Annotated in this window: 13 protein-coding genes; 12 read left to right on the top strand and 1 reads right to left on the bottom strand. The window is 39.8% G+C overall.

The annotated features are described in order from the left end of the window. Positions 1-7: 7 nt before the first annotated feature. The 6 genes from AC0VYH_RS17025 (at position 8) to AC0VYH_RS17000 (ending at position 6,439) form a co-directional block, all read left to right on the top strand. Positions 8-1,684, top strand: coding sequence for an ABC transporter substrate-binding protein (locus tag AC0VYH_RS17025; protein ID WP_475372791.1), 1,677 nt, complete (start codon positions 8-10; stop codon positions 1,682-1,684). A gap of 67 nt (positions 1,685-1,751) precedes the next feature. After that, the gene (locus AC0VYH_RS17020) at positions 1,752-2,816 is read left to right on the top strand and encodes a M24 family metallopeptidase (RefSeq protein WP_475372790.1); all 1,065 of its coding nucleotides are present in this window, start codon (positions 1,752-1,754) and stop codon (positions 2,814-2,816) included. A gap of 15 nt (positions 2,817-2,831) precedes the next feature. After that, positions 2,832-3,857, top strand: coding sequence for an ABC transporter ATP-binding protein (locus AC0VYH_RS17015; protein ID WP_224882626.1), 1,026 nt, complete (start codon positions 2,832-2,834; stop codon positions 3,855-3,857). After that, entirely contained in the window at positions 3,823-4,812 is a 990-nt protein-coding gene (locus tag AC0VYH_RS17010; RefSeq protein ID WP_475372789.1) for an ABC transporter ATP-binding protein, read from the top strand. Before AC0VYH_RS17015 ends, AC0VYH_RS17010 begins: the two co-directional genes overlap by 35 nt. Further along, a complete protein-coding gene (locus AC0VYH_RS17005) occupies positions 4,812-5,954 on the top strand; it encodes an NAD(P)/FAD-dependent oxidoreductase (protein WP_224882632.1) in 1,143 nt (380 codons plus the stop codon). The genes AC0VYH_RS17010 and AC0VYH_RS17005 overlap by 1 nt, the downstream gene beginning before the upstream one ends. Before the next feature lie 11 nt (positions 5,955-5,965). Then, positions 5,966-6,439 carry a DUF3830 family protein gene (locus AC0VYH_RS17000; RefSeq protein WP_224882634.1) on the top strand — a complete coding sequence of 158 codons (474 nt, stop codon included), beginning with the start codon at positions 5,966-5,968 and terminating at the stop codon, positions 6,437-6,439. 347 nt (positions 6,440-6,786) lie between these two features. On the opposite strand, the gene AC0VYH_RS16995 is transcribed toward AC0VYH_RS17000, so the two are convergent. Further along, on the bottom strand, positions 6,787-7,917 hold the full coding sequence (locus AC0VYH_RS16995; RefSeq protein ID WP_475372788.1) for an aminotransferase class V-fold PLP-dependent enzyme: 1,131 nt from the start codon (positions 7,915-7,917) through the stop codon (positions 6,787-6,789). A 33-nt stretch (positions 7,918-7,950) separates the two neighbouring features. On the opposite strand from AC0VYH_RS16995, the gene AC0VYH_RS16990 reads away from it, so the two are divergent. The 6 genes from AC0VYH_RS16990 (at position 7,951) to AC0VYH_RS16965 (ending at position 16,234) form a co-directional block, all read left to right on the top strand. Further along, on the top strand, positions 7,951-8,655 hold the full coding sequence (locus AC0VYH_RS16990; protein ID WP_475372787.1) for a Crp/Fnr family transcriptional regulator: 705 nt from the start codon (positions 7,951-7,953) through the stop codon (positions 8,653-8,655). A gap of 468 nt (positions 8,656-9,123) precedes the next feature. Beyond that, complete coding sequence (locus AC0VYH_RS16985) at positions 9,124-10,518, top strand: cytochrome ubiquinol oxidase subunit I (RefSeq protein WP_475372786.1); 1,395 nt, start codon at positions 9,124-9,126, stop codon at positions 10,516-10,518. Next, on the top strand, positions 10,515-11,528 hold the full coding sequence (gene cydB, locus AC0VYH_RS16980) for a cytochrome d ubiquinol oxidase subunit II (protein ID WP_475372785.1): 1,014 nt from the start codon (positions 10,515-10,517) through the stop codon (positions 11,526-11,528). The genes AC0VYH_RS16985 and cydB overlap by 4 nt, the downstream gene beginning before the upstream one ends. Next, a complete protein-coding gene (cydD, locus tag AC0VYH_RS16975; protein WP_475372784.1) occupies positions 11,528-13,243 on the top strand; it encodes a thiol reductant ABC exporter subunit CydD in 1,716 nt (571 codons plus the stop codon). The genes cydB and cydD overlap by 1 nt, the downstream gene beginning before the upstream one ends. Then, positions 13,243-14,997, top strand: coding sequence for a thiol reductant ABC exporter subunit CydC (gene cydC / locus AC0VYH_RS16970; protein ID WP_430241836.1), 1,755 nt, complete (start codon positions 13,243-13,245; stop codon positions 14,995-14,997). The genes cydD and cydC overlap by 1 nt, the downstream gene beginning before the upstream one ends. Positions 14,998-15,310: 313 nt before the next feature. Next, on the top strand, positions 15,311-16,234 hold the full coding sequence (locus AC0VYH_RS16965; protein WP_303535378.1) for a peptidoglycan-binding protein: 924 nt from the start codon (positions 15,311-15,313) through the stop codon (positions 16,232-16,234). The last annotated feature ends 88 nt before the right edge of the window (positions 16,235-16,322 follow it).

Here is a 16,322-nt window from a genome sequence, read left to right as displayed (position 1 = left end):
GGTCTAAATGGGGAAAAAGGGTTTTGTAGGGATTATTTTCTTAATATTCACTCTTTTATTAACAGCTTGTTCTTCTACTAATAATGCAGAAAAGGCATCTACTGCCGAAACAGAGGAGGTTGTTGGCGGAACAGTTACGATTGCTTTTAACAGTGAGCCAGGAAACTTGAATCCAGCGATCTGGGCAACTACATCTGATACCGACATCACACACATGGTATTCGATTCTCTAGTTGTTCCCGATCAAGAATTAAAGATGGAAGGGCGTTTGGCTGAGAGTTGGGAAGTATCTGAAGATGGTAAAATATATACATTTAAGCTAAAAGATGGGGTTACATGGCACGACGGTGAAGCATTTACTGCGGACGATGTTGCCTTTACGTTCACTTCGCTTGCAGATGGAGCCTATGACTCTGGTGCCTATTGGAGGGTAGATCCACTTGTGGGAGCTGCTGAATACAAAGAAGGTAAAGCTAAAAGTATTGAAGGTATTGAAGTAGTAGATGATACAACAATTAAATTTACAACGAAAGAACCTTTTGCACCTTTCGTATCTGGGTTATTTATTGGAATCTTACCGGAGCATGTGCTAAAGGATGTTTCCCCAGGTGAGTGGGCCAAACATGAATCTAATCGCTCTCCAATTGGTACAGGACCATTCAAATTCGTGAAATGGGAAACAGGTCAATACATTGAATTAGAAGCGAACAAAGACTACTTTGGAGAAACGCCTAAACTTGACCGACTGATTGCTCGTTTTGGCGATGCGAATACTATGCTAGCCTCAGTGCTTAGTAAGGATGTCGATATCTCCCCGGTTCCTGTTTCTGAAACACCTTCAGTTGAATCACTGGATTATGCGAGTCTTGTGACACAAAATTCACTAAGTGTTTATTATGTAGGCTTTAACACGAAAAGTGCTCATTTCGATGACCCTAAAGTACGACAGGCATTGGCTCATGCTGTAGACAAGGAGTCGATTGTCACTTCCATTCTTGGTGAATATGGGAATATAGCGGATGATATTTTCCCTTCTAAGCACTGGTCCCATAGTCCAGATCTACCGATCTATGATTTTGATACGGCCAAGTCAGAACAACTGCTAGAAGAAGCAGGTTATGAAAAAAATAGTGAGGGGATTTATGAGAAGGATGGTAATGAGTTGAGTTTCATGATGGAAGTACCAACCGGAACGAAAGAAAGAGAAAAGTCCGCAGTCCTATTAAAGCAAATGTGGGAAAAAATTGGTGTGAAAGTCGAACTGAGATCGCTTGATTTTCCAACGCTTGTAACGAAGCTTCTCCCTAAGACTGATGACGGAAAACAGCGTGAAGTAACGAAGGATGACTACGATGCATACATTCTCGGATTTGGTATTGAAGTAGATCCAGATGAATACCGTAGTTATTTCGGCAGTGAATATATGCCTCCTAATGGTTATAACTTTGTCGGGTACTCTGATCAAAAGGTAGATGAGCTTTTAGAAGCTCAAACAACGGAAATTGATTTTGATAAGCGTCAGCAGTTGATTTGGGATGTTAGCCAAAAGTTAGCGGAAGATGAAATTTGGATTCCGTTATACGAACAAGAATCACCGTTCGTTGTAAACAATCGTGTTAATGGGTTCGAACCAGATTTTCGTGGGGTAACATTTAGTGCTGAAAGCTGGTCAGTATCAGAGTGATGATTTCAAATAAGACACAACGAGGGTTCGGGTGTCCCCCGAATCTTCTCACTTACAGGAGAGTGAGATGCTAGAAAGAATTGAAAAGCTGAAGAAAATAATGCAGAAAAATCACCTTGATGCTGTGTTTGTCAATTCCTATGAAAATCGAAGGTACTTGTCCGGCTTTACTGGGAGCAACGGATACGTTTTCATTACATCAAATGACCATAGTTTAATCACTGATCAGCGATACGCAGTGCGGGCAAATGAGCAGACAGAAGGATTTGAGATCTATATTTATGGAATTGATCCATATGAAATGATGAAGGACATCTTCTCTACAAAAACAATCAAGACGATTGGCTATGAAGCTAATTCATTAACTGTGCAGTTCTTCCATAACCTTCAAAACTTACTACCTCATATGGAATGGGTTCCGCTTTCTTCAGAATTCCATTCGATGAGGCGTTTAAAAGATGAGAAGGAATTGAAGCTAATCAAGCAAGCTGTAGAGATTGCAGATCAGTCTTTTCATGAGCTTCTCCCTCGGATTCAACCGGGAATGACGGAAAAAGAGGTGGCTGTGGAGCTTGAGTATTTAATCGGGAAAAATGGGCATGATGGACCAGCTTTTGGCACGATCGTAGCTTCTGACATTCGCGCAGCTTTACCTCATGCTACGCCTTCATCAAATGTGGTGAAAAATGATCACTTTCTTTTGATTGATTTTGGTGTAAAGTACAAGGGTTATATGTCTGACATGACAAGAACGATTTGGATTGGCTCTCCCAATCAAGAACTACAGCAATATGATCGAATTGTTCATAAAGCCCTTGAACAGGCGATTGCCGTGATAAAGCCAGGGAGGACAGGTCATGAAATTGATGCTGTCACGAGAAGGGTCTTTCAAAATGAAGGAATTGAATCCTATTGTCTCCGTGGACTTGGGCATGGTGTTGGATTAGCTATTCATGAGCATCCAAGAATCGTACTGAATGGGGAGGAAGTAGTAGAAGCTGGAATGGTTTTTACGGTTGAACCAGGTTTATACGTACCGAATAAAATAGGCGTAAGAGTAGAAGATATCATTCATGTGACGGACCGTGGCTGTGACATACTGACAAAAACTCCACGGCATATCCATATTTAAATTAGGGGGGATGAGATGGATCCTTTATTGAAAGTCCAAAATCTAAAAACATATTTTTATAGTGACCAGAAAGAAACCCCTGCTGTTGATGGCGTCTCATTTGAAATTAATAAAGGAGAAACTTTGAGTATTGTTGGAGAGTCAGGTAGTGGTAAGAGCGTTACATCGCTCTCAATACTTCAGCTGCTCCCCAAACCTCATGGAAAGATTATCGGTGGAGAAGTTCTATTTAAAGGAGAAAACCTTGTCACGAAAAGTGATGGAGAGATTAGAAAAATTCGAGGCAATGATATATCAATGATTTTTCAGGAACCAATGACATCACTTAACCCTGTTTATACTGTAGGAAATCAAATTGTAGAAGTCCTAGTCTTACATCAAAAACTCTCAAAAAAAGAAGCTAAAAAGAAAGCGATTGATATGCTCACTTTAGTCGGAATTCCTTCGGCAGATCAAAGAGTGAATCAATACCCCCATCAATTATCAGGCGGGATGCGGCAACGGGTCATGATTGCGATGGCCCTTGCCTGCAATCCGGATCTCCTTATTGCAGATGAACCCACAACTGCTCTTGATGTGACAACTCAGGCGCAAATCCTCGACTTGATGAATGATTTGAAAACCAAACTGGATACGTCCATTCTTCTTATCACACACGATCTTGGTGTTGTGGCTGAAACTGCTGATAAAGTGGCGGTCATGTACCTTGGAAGAATTGTCGAATACGCAGACGTTGAGACATTCTTTGAATCTCCTAAGCATCCATACTCACGCGGATTGATTCAATCCATGCCAGGCTTGAAAGATCGCGTGGCTCGTTTAAGCCCTATCAAAGGTCAGGTACCCCATCCATCTGACGTTAAGTCAGGATGTCGTTTTGCTAGTCGATGCGAGTATGTTGAGTCCATGTGCTTAAGTGAGGAACCACCGCTTATTGAAGTAGGTCGGAATAAAACAAGATGTTGGATGAATAGTGAAGACTGGACAGGCGAAGGGGGGATTAATGATGAACGAGAGACTGTTGGAAATAGAAAATCTTAAGAAATGGTTTCCGGTAGATACCGCAGGTTTCTTCTCGAAGGAAAAAAGTTATGTGAAAGCTGTTGATGATATTAGTTTTTATATTGAGAAGGGTGAAACGTTAGGATTAGTTGGTGAATCAGGATGTGGAAAATCCACAGCAGGCAGAGTAATCCTTCGTCTTCTAGAGGCATCTGAAGGAAGAATAGTTATTGAAAATGAAGACATTCGTGCTCTGAGTTCGAGGGAATTAAAAAAGAGAAGAAAGAACATGCAAATTGTTTTTCAAGATCCATACGCCTCATTAAATCCCAGGTTAAAAGTTGGACAAATTCTTGAAGAGCCAATGAGCATTCACTTGAGTCTTTCGAAAAAGGAAAGAAAAGAGCGCGTAAAGCAGATTATGAATGATGTGGGCTTAAATCAGAGCTATCTTGATCGGTATCCCCACGAGTTCTCTGGGGGACAAAGGCAACGGATCGGCATTGCGAGGGCACTTGCAGCGAATCCGAAGCTCATCGTTATGGATGAGCCTGTATCCGCACTCGATGTTTCGGTTCAAGCGCAGGTTCTCAATTTGATTCAAGATTTACAAGAGAAGTATGACTTAACATATTTGTTTATAACGCATAACTTAAGCGTTGTGAAGCATATATCGAATCGAATCGCTGTGATGTATTTAGGTAAAATTGTTGAAATCGCTGACCGAGATGAATTCTTTCATTCTCCAAAACATCCTTATTCAAAAGCTCTATTATCAGCGATTCCAGAACCCGATCCTAAGCAAAGGAAAGAAAGAATTATTTTAAAAGGAGATATTCCTAGTCCAGTAGATCCACCCGATGGATGTAGATTTCATACGAGGTGCCCATACGTGATGGATACTTGTCGGACAAAGACCCCTGATTTGAAGGTTACAAATAAAAATCACTTTGTAGCATGTCATCTTGAACAAACAGTAGAGGAGATTAATTAATGAAAATGTATGATGCAGTGATTGTAGGTGCAGGAATTATTGGTTGTTCCATTGCTTATTTTTTAACAGAGAAGGGTTTTGCGAATGTTCTAGTCATTGATAAAGGAGGCATCGCTTCAGATGTTACGGGTCTATGCCCGGGAGGAGTTCGTCAGCAATGGGGTACGGAAATTAATTGTTTAATGTCTAAAGCGTCCACCGAGTTTTTTAATGAAATTAATGACAGATTAGAACCAGAACATGAAATTAAATTTCGCAGTGTAGGTTATATGAATACGTTTCATTCAGAAGAAGCGAAAGCCAAGTATGCTGAAAACGTAGCGTTACAAAACTCTTTGGGGATTCCGACTAAGTTTATATCTCCCCAGGAAGCGAAGGAATTAATTCCTGGTATTAACGAATCAAGTTTTCTGACAGCAGCTTTTTGTGAAACGGACGGATTCGTAGATGATGCCTATCATGTGACACAAAGTTTTGCGGATGCAGCAAAACGTAAGGGTGTTGAATTTGTAAATGATACGGTGAATCGTATCGTTGTCGAAAATGGCGTCGTGAAAGGGGTAGATTGTGAGAAAAGAGGACTTATTGGGGCTGATCGAGTTGTTAATGCAGCGGGGTTAGGTTCTAAGAAAATGGCTGAAACTGCTGGTGTTGCTCTACCGATTGAATTTGAAATCAGGCGAATTTTATATACGAATCGAGTCCCCAAGCGAATTTTAGAGCCCCTCTTAATTTCGTTTGAGAAGGGATTTGCTGCAAAACAATTAACGGATGGTACATTGTATCTAAGTTATTTAGGTAAAGATCTTAAACCACCGTTTAACTCCTTCGATTATCAAGTGAGGGCTGCGGAAGTAGGAACGGAAATTTTCCCTCCTCTAGAGAGTTTAGTTTTCCATACACATGTTGATGGTCGATATGACAGCACATCCGATCACCAGGCAATTCTTGGTGATGTAGATGGAGTACTAGGGTATTATCAGGCGGTTGGAATGAGTGGACACGGGTTCATGATGTCCCCATCTATTGGTGAATCTCTTGCAGCGATGGTCACAGGAAATATTCCTCAAGTGGATGTATCGAGTCTACATTTTAATCGCTTCCAAACAAATCAACTAGTCTTTGAACCTAGCGTAGTATAGGAGGTATATGCATGACAACATTTTATATTCATTTTGTAGACTCAGATGTATCATTAAAAGCAGAGGTGCTTTCTGAGCAAGCTCCTTCTACAACGGAGGCTTTTGTTCAAGCACTATCTGAGCCGATTGAAACTGCAGGCACACATGCGATGTATACTGGCAGAGAAATTTCAATTCAATTACCTGTTGATACGTGTCAAGACAGCAAGCTTCATGATCCTGCGAAGGAAAATTTAACGTGCTTCCCTACGCCTGGTGATATACTTTTTACGTTTATGCCAGCATATGCCTGGGGTGGAAATCCATCGCCAATCTATGACTTTGGTCTTTTCTATGGAAAGGAAGCGAGAACCTTCTTTCCAGCCGGTTGGTTGCCTGGGAATTTATTCGCTAGAGTTGTAAAGGAAGATTTAGAAGAGCTCGAAGAAATGGGGAGGATGATTCACATAAAAGGGAGGCAAAAAGTGATTCTATCACTTGAGTAGCTGCTTAAAAAGCAATAGGTGATTGGGCTAATACTCCGCGCATTTGCTATATAAATGCGCGGAGTATTTCTATTATAAAATGGTCTTCACAATAGAACTTTCTCTAAAACGACACTCTTTTTCCCAAGAAGTGTTATTGACAGTCAATCTAATTCAAATGTATTATTAATATACTATAATAATGATTTAATATACAATTAATACTAATTTCCATTTTCGTTAGAATTTGTAAAAAAATATCATTATAGTAATAAAACCTCTTATTTGTTGAATTTAGGTTATCGGTTTTTTTAAGTTTCAAATAAACCAGCCAATCCCATTAGATTAGCTGGTTGCATATTTATGAATTATGTTAAAGATCGTAATGTAGTGAGACACGCGTCAATATCCTCAGTTGTATTGTAAATATGGGGTGCGATCCGTATAACATTCTGTCTTGCTGAAACGATGAACTTGGCTTTCTTCATTTGCTCCTCAATTTGATGAGCAGCGTCCACGTAAATGGCTGTATTCGACCCTTTTTGAATGGCGCGATCAGGACTTGCTAGACGAAATCCTAACTCATCTGCTTTAACAATTGTATAAGCTGATAGCTTTTGCAAGTGCTGTTCAATCTGTTCCATTCCGATTTTCTCAATGAATGAAAGAGCTGCTTCAGCAATATAAGCGTTTATAACAGGAGGGGTCCCTGTATTGAAACGTTGGGCTGATGGAGCATATTCTAGCTCTTTTAATTTGAAGTCAAAGGGATTTCGCTGTCCAAACCATCCTGTAGTTGTCGGTTGCAAATGTTCTGCTACTTCTTTCTTCACGTATAGAAATGAAATTCCTGGTACACCTAGTAGGTACTTTTGCATCCCGGTCATAAGGATGTCGATTCCCATTTCCTGAACATCTATTTTTACGTTCCCAGCTGATTGATATGCATCTACCATGAGAAGAGAGCCATTTCGATGGGCAATTTCACCAATTTGTTTTACATCGTGCTTAAATCCATTGTAATAAGAAACGTGAGGAATACAGGTTAAAGCAGTATCTTTTGTGATAAATTTCTCGTAATGCTCAAGTGGGATTGTATGGTTCTCTTCAGGTATATAAGTTATACGGAAGCTTTGAGCTTGCTGCTGAGCCAGGAGTGCTTGACCAATGCAAGGAAAGTCCATTTCGGTGACGCAAACATTCTTCTCCTTTAGGTCCAGCGCATGTAGAACACTTGAAATCGAATCTGAAACGGATGAGAGGACAGCAACTTCATGTGGAGAGCAATTGATAAGCTTAGCAAATTTTTGTTTCGCTGCATTTACTTTGTCCATCCATAACTCCCACGACATGCCATCTTCAATCAAACTATCTTTGTAGTTCTCAATCGCTGTAATCACGTCATATGACAATGCACTTTGTGAACAGCTTGAAAGCATGACCTTCTTTTGTAAAATTGGAAATTCTGCGCGAATTCTAGTCGTTACCAGAGTTTTCATTAGCACTTATTCCTTTCATATGAGGTGAAGAACATGAATGATATCTTACAAGAGTTTAGCTTACTTAATCCCTGGTTTGATCATTTGCCTTACACCTGGACAGATTTGTTTGAAAATACAGATAAGGTATCATTTAGAAAGCATGAAACTATTTTTATTCAAAATGAAGTTGGTTCCTACATTTATTTGATTGAAAGTGGACGAGTGCGGCTTTTCTTAATCTCTCCAAATGGAGAAGAAAAAGCGCTTTCGATCGTTGGGCAGAATGGCATTATTGGTGAATGCTCTTTGAATCAAGATTCACGTCATGCGTCAAATGCGATCACTGCTTCAGATGTTATTCTTCGAAGAGTACCTAAAAAGCAATTTATCCAGTTTCTTTCTGCAAAACCTGAATACATCCTCCAGACTTTAGATTTAATTACAAGAAAATACCGTTTACTTTGTTCTCAAACGCTTCATCTAAGTTACATGAAAGCACTACCAAGAGTATGCGCCGCCTTTATTCAACTTTCAATTCAATATGGAGAAAAGGTAGGAGAGAATAAAGTGAAAGTATCTATTAGCTTTACGCATCAAGAAATGGCAAATTTATTAGGAACAACTCGAGTAACGATTGCGAAAAATATTAAATGGCTCGAAAGTGAAAATTATATTGTAAAAAACGGTAAATCCTACATCATCAATAATATTGAAGATTTAGCAGAGCTTGCTAATGAACAAATGATGCTTTTATAGTTGTATTATAATTAGAAGATTCAGAAAAAGATGTAAAGTGGTTAACAAAATGACTAGAATATTAGATGTTGATGTTGAAAAAACAATAATTGTTATCCTCGTTTATTAAAATAAATAGATTACAAACTGGTAGATTATAAAAGCGCTTTTCACTATTGTGAAGCGCTTTTTGCCATGTCTATATCTATGAGAGCTTTTTAAATCAACCACGACCACACGTTTCCTTTCAGTCTGTGACATCCCTCACTTTTCTTCTTCTTTCTGATTCAACTGTCGAAATTCGCACACAAGACAGACAAAAACCGTTCAAATTCATCTGCTCACTCATTTTAGCGTCTAAGGTAACCTAAGGAAGAAGCGAAAAGAGACTTTTGTCATAGGAGAATGTATCTAAATGGTGATTATTTACGTATTAGTTACTTTGCGCGTATGTGAATAGTCATTAGAGATGATGGAGGGGGATTTAGTATGAGTGAACTATTTCTAGCAAGACTACAATTCGGATCAACAACGATTTTTCACTTTTTGTTTGTTCCATTGTCGATTGGGCTTGTCTTTCTAGTAGCGGTCATGGAGACGCTTTATGTTGTGAAAGGAGAAGAAGTGTATAAACGAATGGCGAAATTCTGGGGGCACTTGTTTCTCATTAACTTTGCTGTTGGGGTAGTGACGGGGATTATCCAGGAATTTCAGTTTGGGATGAACTGGTCTGAGTATTCTCGATTTGTTGGAGATGTGTTTGGAGCTCCGCTTGCGATTGAAGCGTTGCTTGCCTTCTTTATGGAATCAACGTTTATTGGTTTATGGATTTTTGGATGGGAGCGGTTATCGAAGAAACTTCATTTAATGTGTATTTGGCTCGTCTCACTCGGAACGTTGATGTCAGCGTTATGGATTTTAGCAGCGAATTCATTTATGCAGGAACCAGTAGGTTTTGTGATTCGAAACGGAAGAGCAGAGATGAATGATTTCTTCGCACTCCTTACGAACCCGCAGCTATTCGTCGAATTTCCACACGTAATCTTTGGTGCACTTGCAACCGGTGCTTTTTTTATTGGAGGCGTGAGTGCGTATAAAATTCTCCGTAAACAGGAAGTCGAATTTTTTAGAAAGTCATTTAACATTGCCATGATTGTCGCATTTGTTTCAGGTATGGGTGTTTCGTTTAGTGGCCATGCACAGGCGAAGCATTTAATGGAATCACAGCCAATGAAGATGGCGGCTAGTGAAGCGCTATGGGAAGACAGTGGAGATCCAGCAGCCTGGACGGCTTTCGCGTTGGTTGACTCCAAAAATCAAGAAAATTCATTTGAAATCAACATACCTTATGCACTCAGTTACCTTGCTTATGAAGAGTTTAGTGGTGAAGTACCGGGTATGAAGACCTTGCAAAAAGAGTATGAAGAAAAATACGGAGAGGGGAATTATATTCCTCCAGTTAAAACGACTTTCTGGAGCTTTCGCATTATGGTGGGTGCTGGAATGCTAATGATTTTCACTTCATTCCTCGGGTTGTTACTAAATTTCTACAAAAAGCTTGAGGGTAGCCAATTTTACTTAAAAGGAATGGTGTGGCTCATTTCGTTTCCATTTATTGCGAACTCAGCTGGATGGATTATGACGGAAATCGGACGTCAACCGTGGACGGTATTTGGATTGATGACAACTTCTGCGTCTGTCTCTCCAAACGTATCAAAGGCGTCCTTGCTTTTCTCATTCCTATCGTTTACTGCGATTTATACGATTCTCGCTATCTTACTCGTTTACTTATTCGTTCGTGAAATTAAAAAGGGATCAGAACATACTGCTCATGAGGACAAAGAAGTGGCAGTTGATCCGTTTGATCAGGGGGCCTATTTATGATCGCACTTAATGAACTGTGGTTTATACTCGTTGCTGTTTTGTTTGTTGGGTTTTTCTTTCTCGAAGGGTTTGATTTCGGTGTGGGTATGGCCAGTCGTTTCCTCGGAAGAAATGAGCTAGAGCGGCGAATAATGGTTAACACGATTGGACCATTCTGGGATGCGAATGAAGTGTGGTTATTAACAGGAGGAGGCGCAATATTTGCGGCGTTTCCACACTGGTATGCAACGATGTTCAGCGGTTATTATATACCGTTTGTGTTTGTCCTTCTTGCGCTTATCGCTCGTGGAGTTGCCTTTGAATTTCGTGGAAAGGTGGATACCCCTAAGTGGATCAAGTCGTGGGACTGGGTTGTTTTCGTTGGAAGTATTATGCCGCCATTTCTATTTGGGGTTCTTTTTACAAGTATTTTAAGAGGAATGCCAATTGATGAACAAATGAATATCCATGCGGGTTTTAGTGATTATGTCAATGTATACACGGTATTAGGTGGGGTAACGGTGGCCATGCTTTGTTTCTTACATGGACTTGTATTTCTCACTCTGAAAACTGTTGGAGATCTTCAGAAGCGTGCGAGAAAATTAGCGAGCAAAGTGATTTATGGTGTTCTGGCTTCATTAGTCGCTTTTGTTGGACTTTCATATTTTGAAACGGATTTATTCAGCAACCGCGGGGTTATAAGTGTAACGCTTATTGCTCTGATTGTACTCAGTTATTTTTTGGCGATCGTATTTTTGAAAAAGCATCGTGATGGGTGGGCATTTGGAATGACTGGCGCAGGGATCGCATTAACGGTTTCAACCATATTTGTAGCATTATTCCCACGCGTAATGATTAGCTCAATCGATGCCGCTTATAATTTAACCGTTTATAATTCTTCTTCTGGAAACTATTCATTAAAGGTGATGACCATCGTGGCGCTCACGCTTCTTCCTTTTGTACTTGGTTATCAAATCTGGAGCTATTATGTTTTCAGAAAGCGTGTAGATGGTAAGGATATGGTTTACTAATGGGTAAAATTCTATTTCAATTAAAAGACGTCAAAAAGGTGCTGTTTATCCTAACGGTATTAACCGTTATTCAAGGGACCGTGATTATCCTGCAGGCGAAATGGCTTGCAGAAGCAGTAACAAGACTCTTTGATGGAGAAGCACTGCAACGGATTTTATTCGTTGTTTCGCTTTTCCTCATAGCTTTTATTATCAGGCATCTTGTTAAGTTGATCATGACCAAAGTAACCGATCGTTATGCTGCTCAAACGGCTGCTTCTATAAAGAAAGATGCCATTGCAAAATTGTTTGCGTTAGGTCCACGCTATGCAGCGAAATGGGGAACAGGCAATCTTGTTACGTTATTAATTGACGGGGCAAAACAATTCCGACTTTATTTAGAGTTATTTATTCCTAAATTAACGGCCATGCTTATTGTTGCTCCGCTTGTCCTTATCTATGTTTGGACTCTTGATGTGACGTCAGCTATTATTTTAAGTCTCACTCTACCAATATTGATTGGCTTTCTGATCTTACTTGGATTAGCTGCGAAGAAGAAGGCGGATAAGCAGTGGAGCACACATCGCATTTTATCTAATCATTTTGTTGATTCCCTTCGTGGACTTGAAACTCTGAAGTATCTTGGATTAAGTGGAAAACACGCCAGAAGCATTCAAGAAGTGAGTGAGAAGTATCGGAAATCGACGATGAGTACGCTTCGAGTAGCTTTTCTTTCTTCATTTGCTCTCGACTTTTTTACAATGTTAGGAATCGCTACAGTCGCTGTATTTCTTGGATTGCGACTTGTAGAAGGAGAGATATCTTTAATGCCAGCTCTTACGATTTTAATTCTTTCTCCTGAATTTTTTCTTCCAGTTCGTGAGCTAGGAAATGATTATCATGCAACGTTGGATGGACAAGATGCAGGAAGAAGGTTATTGGATATGATTCAAACACAAGATTTTAAAGAAGAAAATGGAGCGATTCCTCATTGGTCTGATAAAGACCTTTTAACGATTCAAAATCTTTCCGTAGATCATGGAAATGAAAGAAATGCTCTTCAAAACGTCTCTTTTTCAGTAAAAGGAAAGCAGAAAATAGGGATCATTGGAGAAAGTGGTTCTGGTAAATCGACTTTGATTGACATATTGGGAGGGTTTCTTGAAGGAAGTGAAGGGACCATTGAGATAAATGGTCAGGAATTGGACCATCTAAAGCATGAGGAATGGCAGAAGCAGTTATTTTATATCCCGCAGCACCCTCATCTTTTTCATGATACTTTAGCAAATAATATCCGTTTCTATAATCAAGATGCTTCATTAGAAGCGGTCGAACGCGCAGCAGAGGCAGCTGGTTTGAGGAAAGTCCTTGATCATCTTCCTAATGGTTTAAACGAAAAGATCGGGGAGGGCGGAAGAGAATTAAGTGGTGGTCAGGTACAGAGAATCGCGTTAGCTCGCGCATTTCTTGAAGATCGCTCCATTCTACTTCTAGATGAGCCAACAGCCCAGCTTGATGTTGAAACAGAATACGAGATAAAGAAAAAGATCCTTCCCTTATTAGAAGATAAACTTGTTTTCATGGCCACGCACCGTCTGCATTGGATGAGAGAGATGGATCTGATTCTTATGCTTGAAAAGGGTAAAGTGGTTGAGTTTGGTACTCATGAAGATCTCATGTCTAGAAGAGGTAGCTACTATCAAATGGTGTATTTGCAAATGGAGGGGGTCTCATAATGGAGAAGAAAGGATGGATTCTTCCCTATTTAAAAGAGAATGCAAAGCTCTTCTCGCTTGTCATCCTGCTTGGTTTAGTGACAGCATTTTCAGCAGCCTTTCTTATGTTTACATCCGGATTTCTCATTTCTAAAGCTGCCACTAGACCGGAAAATCTTCTATTAATCTATGTGCCAATTGTTGCGGTAAGGACATTTGGCATATTACGTGCTGTTTCAAGATATAGTGAGAAGTTGCTAGGTCACCATATTATTTTAAAGGTTCTTTCACATATGCGCTCTCGATTATATGAAACCATTGAACCGAGAGTTTTAAAAGAAGGAGCCAGTATAAAAACAGGAGATCTCCTTGGTGTGATGGCCGAGGACATTGAATATTTACAAGATGTTTACGTAAAGACGATCTTCCCTTCTGTGATCGGTTTCTTTTTATATGCAGTCGCGATAGGAATGCTTGGGACTTTCTCCTGGGTATTTGCGGGATTAATGGCCACCTATGGCTTTATTCTCGTCTTTCTCTTTCCTTTAGTGTCCTTATTAGTTACCCGTAAAAATGTAGCAATGCTAAAAAGTCGTCGTAGCTCTCAATACAGCACGCTAACAGATGGTGTGGTTGGAATTGGAGACTGGGTCTTTAGCGGTCACCAGAAAACGTTTATTGAAAATGTTGAAAAGGATGATGCGGAGATTTATAGGGAAGAGAGACGTCGGTCTGCTTTTGTTTCTTATCGAAATTTTGCTGCTCAGTGTGTTGTTGCAATCATTGTTTTATCTATGCTTGTTTGGACAGGAAATCAGAGTATGGATGGACAGATTTCCCATACGCTAATTGCCGCATTTGTTCTTATTCTCTTTCCATTAACAGAGGCCTTTCTTCCACTCTCTGATGCTGTGAGTGAACTTCCAGGATATGAAGATTCGATTAATCGATTGAAAGGATTGTCATTGGAGAAACCTTCTGAGGAAGAATATGATGAGAAAAGCGTTTGGAAAAACAGTCATCTTCGCTTTGATAAGGTTAGTTATCAAACGAACAAAGGACAATGGATACTCAAAAATATCAATCTAGAAATACCTCAGGGAACAAAGCTTGCTATTCTTGGTCCGAGTGGTTCTGGTAAAACGAGTCTTCTTAATCTTATGAAAGGAATCTATTCTCCTTCTGAAGGTAGTGTGTCTATAAACGGTTTAGAGACAGCTCTGACTAATGGGAATAAACAACAGTTAAGTGTACTTAATCAACAGCCTTATCTTTTTGATACATCGGTATTGAATAACCTTCGACTCGGGAAGCCATCTGCTACAGATGAAGAGGTATATGAAGCGGCGAAAAGCGTCCAACTTCATGACTTTATTGTTGCATTACCTGAAGGCTATCAAACTTCTATGGAAGAAGCGGGAATGAGATTCTCGGGAGGAGAGCGTCAACGAATTGCACTAGCTCGTATTTTGTTGCAAGATGCACCGATCGTCCTTCTGGATGAACCTACTGTTGCTCTTGATCCTCGAACGGAACAGGAATTACTCTCTACAATTTTTCACGTTCTTGATGGTAAAACCGTTGTTTGGGTTACACACCACCTTGTTGGAATGAAAAGAATGGACCAAATTCTGTTTATGGATGAAGGTGAAATTGTAATGGAAGGAAAGCATGATGAGCTGCTCGTGTCGAGTGACCGCTACAGAAGGCTTTATGAATTAGACACGCCATTTCAATTAAAGAAAGTTAATGATGAAATGAAAATGATAGGATAAAAGACCTTGTAAAGGGAATGCAAGAGCATGATTGAAAAGAATTCATTTAATTTTGTTCTTTTTGAAGAACCTAAAATAAGGGTTTTTACTAGTTTGTTGACATAATTGTAATAAACACATGACGTAAATAGGTATTAGGTACTATATTGTGCAAAGTTTATAAAAACCGTATTAATCTGTCATATTTATGTAACCGACTTGTTATTGGACTAAAATCACTGTGTTATATTTGCCTGTTATCATGTGGAACATGGGTGATTGAGAGATAAACAAACCAACACCAATATTAAAAACTCTCAGGAGGAATGTATACATGGTAGCTCGTAAAAACATTGTAAGAAACGTGGTTACATCCACAGCACTAGCTGGAATGATGTTTGCTAGTCCAGTAGTTTCAGAGGCGGCACTAGGAGATCAAACACTTTCTTATGGTGAAAAACACGGCGACGTTGTCGAGTTACAGGATGTACTGTCTGCCAAGGGGTATTTCAACTATGATGAATCCACAGGATACTACGGATCTATTACTGAAGGTGCTGTAAAGCAATTCCAAAAAGAGCACGGTCTTTCAGTTGATGGTATCGCAGGTCCAAATACATTTTCAGCAATGCAAAGCGTAAATAATGGACAAGCTATGCGTACGCTCGTTCAAGGTGATCACGGTCACCAAGTACAAGCACTACAAGAAGAGCTTGGCGGTTATTATAACTATACAGTAGACGGAATTTATGGTCCTATCACTGAACAAGCAGTTCGTGCGTTCCAAGCTGACAATGGTCTATCGGTAGATGGTATTGCAGGTAAGAACACGTGGTCTGTACTAAACGGTGGTAGTGCTCCAGCACCGAAAGAAACAGCTAATAAGGAAGCAGTTCAAACATCTACTACTTCTAATTCCACGCCTGCAAAAGAATCAAACACTGAAAGTAAGTCTTCACAGGCAAGTGGACAAGAAATTCAGATGGAAGCAACAGCTTACACTGCTTTCTGTACAGGATGCTCTGGTGTAACAGCAACTGGTATTGATTTGAGAGCTAATCCAAATCAAAAAGTAATCGCTGTTGACCCTGATGTAATCCCACTAGGTTCTAAAGTATATGTAGAAGGTTACGGAGAAGCCGTTGCTGGTGATACTGGCGGCGCAATCCAAGGTAATCGAGTTGATCTATTCATGGCCGACCAACAAGATGCACTAGACTTTGGTCGTAAAACAGTTACTGTAACGGTAATGGACTAATTAAATAAAAGATAACTGCCTGATTAAGAAATCAGGCAGTTTTTTTTATCCTTAATGAAAGCTACATAATATAGAAGGTGATTTCCAA

It is taken from the genome of Anaerobacillus sp. QJM3NY_32, assembly GCF_056173645.1.
This window is presented reverse-complemented; position numbering and strand designations above follow the sequence as displayed.

Bases quoted from the DNA above. Each gene is read 5' to 3' on its own strand.
- AC0VYH_RS17025 (WP_475372791.1), top strand. From the start codon at position 8: ATGGGGAAAAAGGGTTTTGTAGGGATTATTTTCTTAATATTCACTCTT.
- AC0VYH_RS17020 (WP_475372790.1), top strand. From the start codon at position 1,752: ATGCTAGAAAGAATTGAAAAGCTGAAGAAAATAATGCAGAAAAATCAC.
- AC0VYH_RS17015 (WP_224882626.1), top strand. From the start codon at position 2,832: ATGGATCCTTTATTGAAAGTCCAAAATCTAAAAACATATTTTTATAGT.
- AC0VYH_RS17010 (WP_475372789.1), top strand. From the start codon at position 3,823: ATGAACGAGAGACTGTTGGAAATAGAAAATCTTAAGAAATGGTTTCCG.
- AC0VYH_RS17005 (WP_224882632.1), top strand. From the start codon at position 4,812: ATGAAAATGTATGATGCAGTGATTGTAGGTGCAGGAATTATTGGTTGT.
- AC0VYH_RS17000 (WP_224882634.1), top strand. From the start codon at position 5,966: ATGACAACATTTTATATTCATTTTGTAGACTCAGATGTATCATTAAAA.
- AC0VYH_RS16995 (WP_475372788.1), bottom strand. From the start codon at position 7,917: ATGAAAACTCTGGTAACGACTAGAATTCGCGCAGAATTTCCAATTTTA.
- AC0VYH_RS16990 (WP_475372787.1), top strand. From the start codon at position 7,951: ATGAATGATATCTTACAAGAGTTTAGCTTACTTAATCCCTGGTTTGAT.
- AC0VYH_RS16985 (WP_475372786.1), top strand. From the start codon at position 9,124: ATGAGTGAACTATTTCTAGCAAGACTACAATTCGGATCAACAACGATT.
- cydB (WP_475372785.1), top strand. From the start codon at position 10,515: ATGATCGCACTTAATGAACTGTGGTTTATACTCGTTGCTGTTTTGTTT.
- cydD (WP_475372784.1), top strand. From the start codon at position 11,528: ATGGGTAAAATTCTATTTCAATTAAAAGACGTCAAAAAGGTGCTGTTT.
- cydC (WP_430241836.1), top strand. From the start codon at position 13,243: ATGGAGAAGAAAGGATGGATTCTTCCCTATTTAAAAGAGAATGCAAAG.
- AC0VYH_RS16965 (WP_303535378.1), top strand. From the start codon at position 15,311: ATGGTAGCTCGTAAAAACATTGTAAGAAACGTGGTTACATCCACAGCA.